Origin of the sequence: Gluconobacter thailandicus F149-1 = NBRC 100600, from assembly GCF_000964465.1 — a bacterium.
Lineage (GTDB): Bacteria > Pseudomonadota > Alphaproteobacteria > Acetobacterales > Acetobacteraceae > Gluconobacter > Gluconobacter thailandicus.
This window is the reverse complement of the sequence record NZ_BANH01000040.1, coordinates 14,813-27,369: the sequence shown is the minus strand read 5'-3', so window position 1 is coordinate 27,369 and position 12,557 is coordinate 14,813. Positions and strand designations below refer to the sequence as shown.

Annotated in this window: 11 protein-coding genes and 1 other RNA gene; 2 read left to right on the top strand and 10 right to left on the bottom strand. The window is 58.7% G+C overall.

The features are described from left to right. Positions 1-14: 14 nt before the first annotated feature. The 6 genes from B7444_RS10875 to B7444_RS10850 form a co-directional block, all read right to left on the bottom strand. Positions 15-338, bottom strand: a complete 324-nt coding sequence (locus B7444_RS10875; protein ID WP_007283219.1) for a YbaB/EbfC family nucleoid-associated protein — start codon at positions 336-338, stop codon at positions 15-17. Next, entirely contained in the window at positions 335-2,311 is a 1,977-nt protein-coding gene (locus B7444_RS10870) for a DNA polymerase III subunit gamma/tau (protein WP_007283218.1), read from the bottom strand. The genes B7444_RS10875 and B7444_RS10870 overlap by 4 nt, the downstream gene beginning before the upstream one ends. A gap of 101 nt (positions 2,312-2,412) precedes the next feature. Next, an RNA gene (gene ffs / locus B7444_RS10865) (signal recognition particle sRNA small type) lies at positions 2,413-2,509 on the bottom strand. Between the two features lie 45 nt (positions 2,510-2,554). After that, the gene (ggt, locus tag B7444_RS10860; RefSeq protein ID WP_007283217.1) at positions 2,555-4,354 is read right to left on the bottom strand and encodes a gamma-glutamyltransferase; all 1,800 of its coding nucleotides are present in this window, start codon (positions 4,352-4,354) and stop codon (positions 2,555-2,557) included. Beyond that, positions 4,351-5,154, bottom strand: coding sequence for a type I methionyl aminopeptidase (gene map / locus B7444_RS10855; protein WP_007283216.1), 804 nt, complete (start codon positions 5,152-5,154; stop codon positions 4,351-4,353). The genes ggt and map overlap by 4 nt, the downstream gene beginning before the upstream one ends. An 85-nt stretch (positions 5,155-5,239) precedes the next feature. Beyond that, complete coding sequence (locus B7444_RS10850) at positions 5,240-6,295, bottom strand: D-alanyl-D-alanine carboxypeptidase family protein (protein ID WP_007283215.1); 1,056 nt, start codon at positions 6,293-6,295, stop codon at positions 5,240-5,242. 246 nt (positions 6,296-6,541) lie between these two features. Between B7444_RS10850 and clpS the strand changes: the two genes are divergently transcribed. Then, positions 6,542-6,970 (top strand): ATP-dependent Clp protease adapter ClpS, encoded by a 429-nt coding sequence (gene clpS, locus B7444_RS10845; protein WP_224777861.1) that lies wholly within the window; start codon positions 6,542-6,544, stop codon positions 6,968-6,970. Positions 6,971-7,095: 125 nt separating this feature from the next. Beyond that, positions 7,096-9,408 carry an ATP-dependent Clp protease ATP-binding subunit ClpA gene (gene clpA, locus B7444_RS10840; protein ID WP_007283213.1) on the top strand — a complete coding sequence of 771 codons (2,313 nt, stop codon included), beginning with the start codon at positions 7,096-7,098 and terminating at the stop codon, positions 9,406-9,408. A 49-nt stretch (positions 9,409-9,457) separates the two neighbouring features. Here the strand turns inward: clpA and B7444_RS10835 are convergent, their stop codons facing one another. The 4 genes from B7444_RS10835 to B7444_RS10825 all read right to left on the bottom strand — a co-directional run bounded on the left by B7444_RS10835 (position 9,458) and on the right by B7444_RS10825 (position 12,528). Then, positions 9,458-9,922 (bottom strand): DUF3465 domain-containing protein, encoded by a 465-nt coding sequence (locus B7444_RS10835; protein ID WP_035729327.1) that lies wholly within the window; start codon positions 9,920-9,922, stop codon positions 9,458-9,460. 71 nt (positions 9,923-9,993) lie between these two features. Beyond that, a complete protein-coding gene (gene gap / locus B7444_RS10830; protein WP_007283211.1) occupies positions 9,994-11,013 on the bottom strand; it encodes a type I glyceraldehyde-3-phosphate dehydrogenase in 1,020 nt (339 codons plus the stop codon). Further along, entirely contained in the window at positions 10,991-11,134 is a 144-nt protein-coding gene (locus tag B7444_RS16800) for a hypothetical protein (protein ID WP_007283210.1), read from the bottom strand. Before B7444_RS16800 ends, gap begins: the two co-directional genes overlap by 23 nt. Then, positions 11,131-12,528, bottom strand: coding sequence for a sugar porter family MFS transporter (locus B7444_RS10825; protein ID WP_007283209.1), 1,398 nt, complete (start codon positions 12,526-12,528; stop codon positions 11,131-11,133). Before B7444_RS10825 ends, B7444_RS16800 begins: the two co-directional genes overlap by 4 nt. Positions 12,529-12,557: the final 29 nt, after the last annotated feature.

The window sequence follows — 12,557 nt, the reverse complement described above, 5'->3', positions numbered from 1 at the left end:
CGCAGGTAAAAGGATCAGAACGGAAGCTTCAGACCCGGTGGCAGATCCAGACCACCCGTCACGTCACGCATGGCTTCGGAACTGGCTGCTTCAGCCTTGTTCTTCGCGTCCGTGTAAGCTGCAACGATCAGGTCCTGAAGCATTTCCATTTCATTCGGATCAGCCAGCTTCGGGTCGATCTTCAGGCTGCGCATTTCGCCCTTACCCGTAAGCTGAAGCGTTACAAGGCCTGCACCAGCCGCGCCATCCACAGTCAGATTCGCCAGATTCTTCTGGGCTTCTTCCATCTTGGACTGCATCTGGCTGGCCTGCTTCATCAGTCCGGCGAGGTTCTTCATAACGGCTCCTGGTCTTTCAGTAGATCGTCTTCATCAAGGAAATCGGCGTCGAGAGGCGCGAATTCCAGGTCGGGAGGAGCATCCTCCGTCAATGGTGCGGTTATTTCGGGTGGCAGACCGTATTCATCAAGGGAATGATCCTGCACATCCCCGATTTTCGCACCGGGAAAAGCTTCTAGAATGGCTTTGACCAGAGGGTGAGCCTCAACTTCGGCCCGGTTGAGCTGCACGACCTCGGCCCCCTGCTCATCAAGCGTGGGTTGGCCTTCGGCTGTTGAGAGGCTGATACGCCATTGTCCAGGGAAGTGCTCTTCCAGAAAATTCTGGAGCAGCCTGTCAGCCTTGGTGTGGCTATCTTCCAGCCGGATCTGCACGTCCGGTGGCGAAAAACGCACCAGATGCACGGAATTACGAAGAGTACCGTGAAGCTGGGGAACCTTGTCCCATGTGAGGGCCACCATTTCCCGCCATGTGCGTGGTGGTGTCAGAGGCTCAGGCTCTGGCGCCTGTTCAGCTTCTGCCTCCGCGTAGCCCGGCTCAATGATTTCCCCGCCATTGGCGACCAGACGCACATGTGCCCGTGGGCCGCCCGGATCCATGGATGTCGAAACCTGCTGGGTGGCACGTGCCTGAACGCCCGCTCCCTCTGCGGGGCCTGCCTGCGCCGAGCCACCAGACGGACCAGACGGACCAGACGGACCAGACGGCAGCGAGAGGTCTACGCCCCCCTCCGTCAACTGGCGGATCAGACGGTCCGGCGTCGGCAGGAGGCTGGCATGACACAGACGGATCAGGACCATCTCAGCGGCCTGACGACGGTCAGGGGCTGACTCGACTTCACCAACACCTTTAAGCAAGATCTGCCATGCACGTCCCAGAACACTGGTGGACAGACGATCCGCCAGCATACCGCCGCGCGTCCGCTCTGCTTCCGGCAGATCCCGGCCTTCCCGCAGAGACGGCATGGCCTTGAGGCGGGACACGAGATGCAGAAGATCCAGCAGGTCAGCCAGAAGGACGCCGAGATCAGCGCCTCTTGCATAGGCCTGATCCGTCAGGTCCAGAGCCTCTGCCGCCTTACCCGCCATGAGAGCTTCAAGCAGGTCAAAGACCAGTCCACGATCCGCCAGACCCAACATGTCGGACACGGCATCCGCATCGCTGGCGCCCTGGGCAATCGCCTGATCCAGAAGGGAGAGACCATCACGCACTGAGCCATCGGCCGCGCGGGCAATCAGGGCCAGCGCATCGTCGGACAGGCTCGCACCTTCTTTCTGCGCAATGCGGCCAAAATGCTCGATCAGCAGGGATTGCGGCACACGGCGCAGATCAAAACGCTGACAGCGGGACAGGACCGTAACCGGCACCTTCCGCAGTTCTGTCGTTGCGAAAATGAATGTGACCTGCGGCGGGGGTTCTTCAAGCGTTTTCAGCAGCGCATTGAATGCATTGCGGGACAGCATGTGCACTTCATCGATGATGAAGACTTTCATGCGGGCCTGCATCGGGCGGAAACGGGTCGCCTCAATGATTTCACGGACGTCATCGACGCCGGTGCGGGAGGCCGCATCCATTTCCAGAACGTCGGGGTGCCGGTCTGCAAGAATGGCAGTGCAGTTTGCGCAGACACCACAGGGTTCAGCCGTCGGGCCACCCTTCCCGTCCGGGCCGACACAGTTCAGGGCGCGTGCGATGATACGGGCTGTTGTGGTCTTCCCCACACCGCGCACACCCGTCAGCATGAAGGCATGGGCCACACGCTTCAGTTCGAACGCGCGCCGCAGGATACGGACCAGCGAGTCCTGACCAATCAGATCTTCAAAAGTCTGAGGCCGGTATTTTCGGGCAAGAACGCGATAGGGCGTGTTGTTTTCTTGGAGCGCGGGAACCTGAGCAGGCTCCGCAGGCGCATCGCCGAAAAAGCCGCCACCGCTTTCAGGCGGTAGGGGAAGATCGTCGTTATCGTCAGTCATGAAACTGGAAAACCGTCAGAGCGGGACATAAAGACCGCTCTCTGTCGGCCTTGTGCCGGGGCGCAGAACAGGAAACCTGTCGCGCCCACAGGCTGCACTTGGTAGGAGGCCGGACATTTGACCCGGATAAAACTCACTGCGGCTGCTTCCTTCCGGACCTGACCGGGTTGGCAAGGTATCCGTCCAAAGCCGACCTCCCGGCGCTCTCCTAACACGGAGATGGGGGTGTCTGACAACCCCCTATCATTCACCCGCCGCTTCACCCCCGGCATGACGCGGATCTGCAGCACCATAAAGGAGGCCGGTCCTGGGCGCGGACAGGCTTGGACGATCCGCCAGAATACCCTCAGCCACACCCCATGGACGGTGCAGGGACAGCGCATATCCTTCGGATTTCAGCGTGTTCATGACGTCATCCGTCAGCGCACCCGGCTCCAGTTCCACGGCAGACGGCTCCCACTGTTCGTGGATTCGGGGCAGATCCACGGCCTGCCGGATATCCAGACCGTAATCGAGCACACCCAGAATGGCGGACAGCGTAATCGTCGGGATACGGGAGCCACCTGGGCTGCCAATGACCATGATCACCTTGCCATCCTTCGAGACAATCGACGGCGACATGGAGGAAAGCGGCGTCTTGCCCGGAGCAATGGCATTGGCCTCGGACCCGACAATTCCGAACATGTTCGGCGCCCCCGGCTTGGACGAGAAATCATCCATTTCGTCATTAAGCCAGATGCCGGTGTTGCCGCCCATCACGCCCGAGCCGAACCAGCCATTGAGGGTATAAGTGGCCGAAACCGCCATCCCACTCTTGTCCAGCACGGAGAACTGGGTCGTCTCGTGCTTTTCCTGCGTATCCGGCGCGGCTTCTGCGGCCTTGACCGGAAGGGCTTCGCCTGCCCGCAGCGTGCTGGATGGCAGAGCATGATCCAACGGAATGCCAGCCCGCACCTGCGCGGCATAAGCGGGATCATTCAGGTGCTCGATCGGATTTTTGACAAACGCCGGATCGCCAAGATCGCGCCGGTCTGAATAGGCATGACGCATGGCTTCGATTTCACGCTGTGCAGAAGCCGCCGTGTGCAGGCCAAGCGCGTGCATGTCATAGCCGGACAGGATGTTCAGGATCTCGCAGAGTGCCACACCGCCGCCACTTGGCGGTGGAGCCGTGTCGATCGTGTAGCCGCGATAGGTGCAGCGGATCGGCTCCATGAAACGGATATGGTAGTTCGTGAAATCCGCAGGCTCCAGAAGACCGCCGCCCTCTTTGCTGGCGCGAACGATTTCAGCAGAGATTGGCCCGTCGTAGAAGGCTTTGGGGCCATTCCTGGCGATCAGTTCAAGAGAAGTGGCAAGATTCTTCTGGACCAGCCGGTCGCCCGGTTCAAAGGAAGAACCGTCCGGACGAAGGAAGACCGGTCGGGCATACGGGTCCTGACGGAAATACTTCGTGGACGTGTTCAGAAGCTGAACGTCCCCTTCATTCAGGATGAAACCCTCACGCGCCAGAGCAATCGCTGGGGCCATGACCTTTTCTCGCGAGAGATGTCCCCATTTCTGCAGGATCGTATCCAGTCCGGCGACCGTTCCCGGAACTGCAACGGCCTTCCAGCCCTCGGTGGACATATCCGGAATGACCTTGCCCGACGCATCCTGATACATGGTTGCCGTTGCGGCACCCGGCGCATGTTCGCGGAAGTCCACGAATACTGTCTGCCCGGATTTCAGGCGGATGGTCATGAAACCGCCGCCGCCGATATTGCCCGCTGCCGGATAAACAACTGCCAGCGCATAGCCCACAGCAACAGCCGCATCGATGGCGTTACCGCCCTGTGCAAGAATTTTTGCTCCTGCTTCCGACGCAAGATGCTGCGCGGAAACGACCATACCGTGCTTGCCCGAAGCCAGAACGCCCGGTGACATCTGATCCGGCCCGAAGGCCAGAGGATCATGAGCGGAACTCAGGGTGGTCGATGCGGGGGCAGCCAGCGCCGTGCCCCCTGTCAGACCTGCAACAATCAGGGCAAAGATTTTTTTCATGCGCCAGCTCCGTATGGGGGCTTGTTGTAACCTTTCGGGGACAGGGTAAAGATTTCGCAACCATCTTCCGTGACCCCGATCATGTGCTCGAACTGAGCTGAGAGCGTGCGGTCACGGGTAACGGCTGTCCAGCCGTCATCAAGAATTTTCACGTCTGGCTTGCCGATATTGAGCATGGGCTCAATCGTGAAGACCATGCCTGGCACCAGCTTCACGCCCTGCCCCGGCTTTCCGTAGTGCAGCACGTTCGGAGCCGCATGGAAGTCACGACCAATTCCGTGACCACAGAAGTCACGCACGATGGAGAAACGGTTCTTTTCCGCATAGACCTGAATCGCATGGCCGATGTCTCCAAGCGTATTGCCTGGCTTGACCTGCTCGATCCCGAGCATGAGGGACTCATACGTCACCTCAACCAGCTTCTCGGCCTTCTTCGGGGCTTTGCCGACAATGTACATACGGGAACTGTCGCCGTACCAGCCATCCAGAATGGACGTCACGTCAATATTGACGATATCGCCGTTGGAAAGCTTCTTCTCACCAGGAATGCCGTGGCAGACGACATGGTTGATGGAGATGCAGCAGGACTTCGGGAAGCCATGATAGTTCAAAGGCGCAGGCGTAGCACCGCGGGCCAGCGTGAATTCATGGATGAGTCTGTTCAGCTCTTCCGTGGTGACACCTGGCTGAACATGCTCCGTGATCATGTCCAGCGTTTCTGCGGCCAGCTTCCCGACCGTTCTCAGGTGTTTGAAGTCTTCACTGTCGTAAAGAACAATCCCACGCGAATTATCACCCATGTCTGCCGCCCGATCCTCAATCTTTTACAGGTCGGGACAAAATGCGACTGTCCTGCGCTAACCGCAAGGCAGGGGCGCGAGTTTTTCAGCCTCGCGAGTGACGGCCTGCCTTGTGATGGGTAGCAACATGATGGGCGCTGACCATACGAACCGACGCTCCATGGCGCGTGATACGGCCAAAGCGGCGGGGGCTGGTCGGTGCGTCAGCCACTTCCATCGGGCGGCTGGACGCAACCAGCGTCCGGCTATGCGCGAAGCGCCCGCCATGGCGGGCCGAGGCGATCATCATTGTCCGCGGTGCGACCGGATGCATCAGCGGCTGCGGTGCAATACCTTCTGAGGCGAAGCCATCATCCAGAATGGACGCCATTTCCATCGAACGGCGAGCATTGGAAGACGATCCGAGCACGACACCGATCAGCCGGACATTGCCACGAATGGCGGACGTCACGAGATTGCGGCCGGCAGCATCGGTGTAACCCGTCTTCATGCCATCAGCGCCGGCATAGATCTTCAGCATCGGATCATGGTTCGGAACCAGATGACGATGGAAATAGAAGGAAGGCACACCGAAATAGTGATAATACTGCGGGAAATCGTTGATCAGGTGCTGGGCCAGAATTCCGAGATCATGCGCCGTTGTCACCTGATCCGGGTCTGGCAGACCGGATGCGTTGCGGAACGTTGTGTTGGTCATGCCAAGAGCACGGGCCTGCTGCGTCATGAGCTGAGCGAAGCGGACTTCATCGCCTCCACCCAGAAATTCACCCAGAGAGCAGGCGGCGTCATTGGCCGACTTCGTCACGAGTGCGAGAATCCCCTCCTCGACCGTCAGACGCGTTCCCGGCACCAGTCCAAGCTTGGATGGCGCCTGCATGGACGCGTGAATGGATACTGGCACTTCCTGATCGAGCGTGATCTGGTGGGCTTCCAGCGCACGGAACGTCAGATAGAGTGTCATGAGTTTGGTCAGGGATGCCGGATAGCGTTGCAGATCCGCATCAGACTGCGAGAGAACGGCCCCCGTCCGGGCATCCATCACGAAGCTGGAAATATGGCCCGCATACTGCGCTCGGGCAGATCCCATACCCACTGCCGTGAGAGCGCATAACAGAAGGGCCTTGCGGAAGGGTAAGCGCATTATGTGGCAGCCTCTGAACAAACATTATCGCCGGGGACGGTCAGACTGCTCAGGACAGTCCGTAATCCCAGTACATTAGGCGCAACAAAAAGCGCCCGTCCACAGGGTTTGCGGGAGTTTGCTTAATTTTTCGTAAGCATGACGCAAAGCTGACCAGATCATGTCAGGAACATGGCGATATTCACGAAATGTACTGCTTCTTACCCCCTTCTCAAGTCGGGGGAAGCGTCCCATATCATACCAGTCATGTCTTCTTACGATTTTCTTTCACCTGCCACCGCCCGTCTGACAGCCGAGTCCGCTTGCGGATCGACCGTGATGGGACCAGGCCCGTCGGCCCCCAAGGAGCCGACGGGTCCACGCATGCCCGATGACGACGATCTGGAGATCAGCGTTGTCGTGCGCCCGCGGACACGGACGCGCAAGCCGTCCATGTACAAGGTGCTGATGCTCAACGACGACTACACGCCGATGGAATTCGTCGTGCATGTGTTGGAGCGTTTCTTCTCCAAGAACAGGGAAGAAGCCACCGCCATCATGCTGCACGTTCATCAGCGGGGTGTGGGCGTCTGCGGCGTCTTCACTTACGAAGTCGCGGAGAGCAAGGTGGCTCAGGTCATGGATCTGGCACGTCAGAACCAGCATCCGCTTCAGTGTACGATCGAAAAAGACTGACTTTCCTGCCTGAGAAATGCAGGTACTGGACAATTTCTTGTTCAGCCTTGCGTTTCTGACTGGCGTTACGTGTTGCACCACGACAAGATACCTCTTCCACGAGAGGTCGAGAGGAGCGCCACCCTATGCTGTCCCGTACGCTCGAACAGACGCTCCACCGCGCCCTGACATTCGCGGGAGATCGCCGTCATGAGTATGCCACCCTCGAACATCTGCTGCTGGCCCTCACGGAAGATGCCGAAGCACTGACGGTTTTCCGCGCCTGCGGAATCGACCTTGAGAAACTGCGTTCCGACCTGACGGACTTCCTCGACAAGGATCTGGCAGGACTGGCGTCAGACCGTCCGACAGAGCCGAAACCGACTGCGGCTTTCCAGCGCGTGATCCAGCGCGCGGCCATCCATGTGCAGAGCACAGGCCGCGATGAAGTCACGGGCGCGAACGTGCTGGTTGCACTTTTTGCCGAGCGGGAGAGCCACGCCGTGTACTTCCTGCAATTGCAGGACATGACGCGACTCGACGCCGTCAACTTCATCTCACATGGTATTGCAAAGGCTCCGGACCGTGGTGCGGGCCGGAAGGCTGCCGCGGCGTCCAAGGAGACGTCCGAACGCGAGGAGCGTAAGGAAGCGGCCAAGGACGGCGCACTGGCGACCTATTGCGTCAATCTGAACGATCGTGCCCGTGAGGGACGGATTGATCCGCTGATCGGCCGTGATCAGGAGATCGAACGCACAATCCAGATCCTGTGCCGCCGCACGAAGAACAACCCGCTTTATGTGGGCGATCCAGGTGTGGGCAAGACTGCCATTGCGGAAGGTCTGGCCAAGCGCATCGTTGAGAAGGACGTGCCTGAAGTCCTGCAGGACAGCACGATCTTCTCCCTCGACATGGGCTCGCTTCTGGCTGGCACGCGCTATCGCGGTGACTTTGAGGAACGCCTCAAGGCTGTCGTGACGGAACTTGATCAGACGCCGGGTGCAATCCTGTTCATCGACGAGATCCACACTGTCATTGGTGCAGGCGCAACATCGGGTGGAGCAATGGATGCGTCCAACCTCCTGAAACCTGCTCTGGCGGCGGGAACGCTGCGCTGCATCGGGTCCACGACGTACAAGGAGTTCCGTCAGCACTTCGAGAAGGACCGTGCTCTGGTTCGGCGCTTCCAGAAGATCGACGTGCCGGAACCTTCTGTCGAAGACGCCATCAAGATCCTGCGTGGCCTGAAAGGCAGTTACGAGAAGCACCACAAGGTTCGCTACACCGACGAGGCCCTGCGTGGCGCCGTCGAACTGGCAGCCCGTTACGTGCATGACCGCAAGCTGCCGGACAAAGCCATCGACGTGATTGATGAAGTCGGTGCAGCCCGGATGCTGGTTCCCGAGAACAAGCGCCGCAAGACCGTGACACTGAAGGATGTGGAAGACGCCATCGCCAAGATTGCGCGTATTCCGCCCAAGGCTGTCACGGCGGATGATCGCGAGACCCTGCGCCATCTGGAGCGGGATCTGCGGAACATGGTGTTCGGTCAGGACAAGGCGATTGATGCGCTTGCCGCAGCGATCAAGCTGTCTCGTGCGGGTCTGCGTGATGCGGAGAAACCGATTGGCAACTACCTGTTCTCCGGCCCTACGGGCGTCGGCAAGACGGAAGTGGCCAAGCAGCTTGCCTCGTCTCTGGGCATTGAGCTGATCCGGTTCGACATGTCCGAGTACATGGAGCGTCATTCGATCTCCCGTCTGATCGGTGCACCTCCGGGGTATGTCGGGTTTGATCAGGGCGGATTGCTGACGGATGCGATTGACCAGCATCCCCATGCGGTCCTGCTGCTGGACGAAATCGAAAAGGCCCATCCGGACCTTTACAACGTCCTGCTTCAGGTCATGGATCATGGCCGTCTGACGGATCACAACGGCAAAACTGTCGATTTCCGCAACGTGATCCTGATCATGACCACGAATGCGGGTGCGGCGGACCTGTCCAAGGAAGCGATCGGCTTTGGTCGCACCAGCCGTTCGGGCGAGGATGAAGAGGCGATCAAGCGCACCTTCACTCCTGAGTTCCGTAACCGTCTGGACGCGGTTATTCCGTTCGCCAACCTGACGCCGGAAACCGTGGGTCGCGTGGTGGAGAAGTTCATTCTCCAGCTCGAAGCCCAGTTGGCGGACCGTCACGTCACGATCGAAATCTCCTCTGCCGCCAAGGAATGGCTGGCCGAGAAGGGTTACGATCGCCTGTATGGCGCACGTCCTCTGGGCCGCGTCATTCAGGAGCACATCAAGAAGCCACTGGCGGAAGAGCTGCTCTTCGGCCGACTGGCAAAGGGTGGCGCTGTGAAGATCGGTTTGAAAAACGACGCGCTGGACTTCGAGATCATCGAAGGCTCGGACGTCAAAAGCGAAGACGCTACCGAGAAAAAAGACGAAGCGACGAACTGAGTCGTCTCGTCAGGAGAAAGCCCCGGAGGACGATCCTCCGGGGCTTTTTTTATTCGTAGCGATGTCCGTTGACAGTTACGTACCCGGCCCAGGGCCATTTGCGGCTCGTGCCATGATGCGTCCAGTCGATGCCCTGCTTGCGCAGGCTGTCGTAGTAATACCGGCCCTGCACCTCAACAGTGTCGCCCTTTTGGACCCATGGCCATTGAGGAGCACTCATCTCGTCCAGCCCGGAGACGATCCGGATCGAGACACCCTGCCCGACATCAACGTAGAAATAACCATGCCAGCCGCTGCGTGTCCTTTGCGCCCGCTGTGCCACGGCGATAACACGTCCGCAGATATGTTCGGGAAGGTCTGTACGTGTTGCACCACGCTGTTCAAACGTCTGCTGGTCGTTCAGGAATCTGGAATTGTCGCAGGTCGCGGGCATAGGCGCAGAAACTTGCGCGAGTGCCGAAACAGGGGCGGCAAAACACGCCATTGCGGCCAGAAGTCTCAGACGGGACATCATGAAAAGCACTCTCCAGTCAGGAAAGTGCTTTTATGCTCCGATTCACAGAGCGAAACAAACTTGTCAGCACGTTAGAGAGACCCAAAGAGCACGGCAGTATCAATCATCCGGTTCGAGAAGCCCCATTCATTGTCATACCATGAGCAGACCCGGACCATTCGGCCACATTCCATGATGGCCGTCTGCGTGGCGTCGAAATTGGATGACGCAGGAGAATGATTGAAATCGCTACTGACCAGAGGCGCATCACTATAGGCAAGAACCCCCTTGAGGGATCCTGTCGCGGCTTCCTGTATGACGCGATTGATCTCTTTCGCCGTCTCGGGAGGTCGCTTCGACAGGAAATCCAGCGAAACCAGCGAGACATTCGGTGTCGGGACGCGGATGGACGTTCCATCCAGACGGCCCTTCAGATGAGGCAGCACCAAACCAATCGCCTTGGCAGCTCCTGTGGAGGTCGGGACCATGTTCAGGGCAGCGGAGCGTGCGCGTCGCAGATCCCGGTGACGACGGTCCACGATCTGCTGATCCCCCGTATAGGAATGGATCGTAACCATATAACCGCACTCGATACCGTAATTGTCATCAAGCACCTTCACCAATGGGGCGAGGCAGTTTGTGGTGCAGGACGCGTTGGAAATTACGGTCATGTCAGGCGTCAGCATGTCGTTGTTCACGCCGTAAACGATAGTCGCATCGACGTCCGTTCCCGGAGCAGAAATCAGAACCTTTCTGGCTCCGGCTTCCAGCAGGGTGGAGGCTTTTTCCTTGGTCGTGAAAAGACCCGAACATTCCATTGCTACGTCCACACCAGCAAACGGAACTTTGGACGGATCACGTTCTGAAGAAATCCGGATCGGGCCGTAGGTGTGGCCATTATGGGTAATGGTCAACATGTCACCCTCCAGGTGAACATCTCCCGGCATCCGTCCATGTACACTGTCATAGACCAGCATGTGAACCTTGTCTTCGATGGAGCCTGGCCCATTAATGGCCACGGGGATCACATCGCTCCGACCGCTTTCCACAATGCTGCGAAGGGCCAGTCTGCCAATACGGCCGAAGCCGTTAATGGCGATCTTTACTGTCATTGTCTTGGGTCTCCGTGAGGGAAAACCACTGCTGGGAAGAAGCCACGGCAGCGGATTGTCCCGGCAGGCGTGAGAGCGCCGGGACCGTCTTGCCAGAAGTGATGTCAGAACGCGGTGTCACAGGCCGATCCGGTTAAGGGGCTTGCCGGCCATGAGATTCCGCTCGATCTGCTCGAGCGTCACGCCGCGTGTTTCAGGCACGAATTTCAGGGTCAGGTAGATGAAGAAGGCATTGAAGGCGGCGTACATCCAGAAGGTCTGAGCGTTGCCGATCGTGTTCAGGAGCGTCAGGAACGTCAGGCCAACGATCATGTTCGTGACCCAGTTGGTGAAGGTGGAGCAGGCAATGCCGAAGTCACGTCCCTTGATGGGCTGCACTTCCGAGCACAGGATCCACACCAGCGGCCCGGCGGAGAACGCGAATCCCACGATGAAGGCCAGAAGCATCGTAACCGCCCCATAACGGGCCAGTTCGCTGTCACCCGTTCCGAAGTAGAGGAGCGTGCCAACCGTGAACATGCCGATCGTCATGATGATAAAACCGGCGATCAGCATCGGACGGCGGCCCCATTTGTCCACGAAGCCAATGGCAATGAACGTGGAGAGCACATTCACCAGTCCAACGATCGCCGTACCCCACATGGCCGCATTATCGCCGAAGCCTGCGACTTCGAAGATGCGCGGTGCGTAGTACATGACCACGATGATGCCAGTGAACTGCTGCATGGTCTGAAGCAGAATCCCGAGGAACACGGAACGACGGAAGTTGGCATTGGCCTTGAAAAGACCGTAACCGCCTTCGATCTGTGCGAGCTGCTCCTCAATGTCTGCAATTTCAGAGCGTGCTTCTCCCTCATGTCCACGGAGTTCATGCAGGACCGTGAAGGCTTCGTCCTTACGGCCGCGCAGAACCAGCCAGCGCGGGCTGTCCGGCAGCAGGAGCACGCCCAGGAGGAAGACCACGCCGGGAATGGCCACGATACCCAGCATCCAGCGCCAGGAACCGGAGTAAGCCAGCAGCGCATCGGAGATGAACGCTACGAAAATCCCGACCGTGATCATGAGCTGATAAACCGAGATCAGGGACCCACGGTAGTGCTGATGGGCGATTTCGGAGATGTAAAGTGGAGCGGTAAAGCTGGCGATGCCAACAGACACACCCAGCACCATTCGTCCGATGATGAGAAACGTGACGGACGTTGCCAGCGCGCAGAGCAGCGAGCCTAAAACGAACAGAAAAGCGGAAGACAGCAGCAGGCGTTTGCGGCCGAAGAGGAAAGAGAGCCGCCCGCCGGAGACTGCGCCCAGCGCCGCCCCGACCATCATGGCCGAGACGATGCACTCCTTGCCGAAATCCGTCACGTTGAATTCCTGACCGATGAATTTCAGGGCGCCTGAAATCACACCGAGATCGAGGCCGAACATCAGCCCCGCGACCGCAGCCAGAATTGCGGTCAGAACACTTTTACCATTCAGGGACACTGGCGGCGATGCCGAAAGGTCGATGCCACTCATTGCCTTGTTCCTCTTCTTCAGGTTCCAAT

Coding starts and splice junctions, on each gene's coding strand:
- B7444_RS10875 (WP_007283219.1), bottom strand. CDS start 338: ATGAAGAACCTCGCCGGACTGATGAAGCAGGCCAGCCAGATGCAGTCC.
- B7444_RS10870 (WP_007283218.1), bottom strand. CDS start 2,311: ATGACTGACGATAACGACGATCTTCCCCTACCGCCTGAAAGCGGTGGC.
- ggt (WP_007283217.1), bottom strand. CDS start 4,354: ATGAAAAAAATCTTTGCCCTGATTGTTGCAGGTCTGACAGGGGGCACG.
- map (WP_007283216.1), bottom strand. CDS start 5,154: ATGGGTGATAATTCGCGTGGGATTGTTCTTTACGACAGTGAAGACTTC.
- B7444_RS10850 (WP_007283215.1), bottom strand. CDS start 6,295: ATGCGCTTACCCTTCCGCAAGGCCCTTCTGTTATGCGCTCTCACGGCA.
- clpS (WP_224777861.1), top strand. CDS start 6,542: ATGTCTTCTTACGATTTTCTTTCACCTGCCACCGCCCGTCTGACAGCC.
- clpA (WP_007283213.1), top strand. CDS start 7,096: ATGCTGTCCCGTACGCTCGAACAGACGCTCCACCGCGCCCTGACATTC.
- B7444_RS10835 (WP_035729327.1), bottom strand. CDS start 9,922: ATGATGTCCCGTCTGAGACTTCTGGCCGCAATGGCGTGTTTTGCCGCC.
- gap (WP_007283211.1), bottom strand. CDS start 11,013: ATGACAGTAAAGATCGCCATTAACGGCTTCGGCCGTATTGGCAGACTG.
- B7444_RS10825 (WP_007283209.1), bottom strand. CDS start 12,528: ATGAGTGGCATCGACCTTTCGGCATCGCCGCCAGTGTCCCTGAATGGT.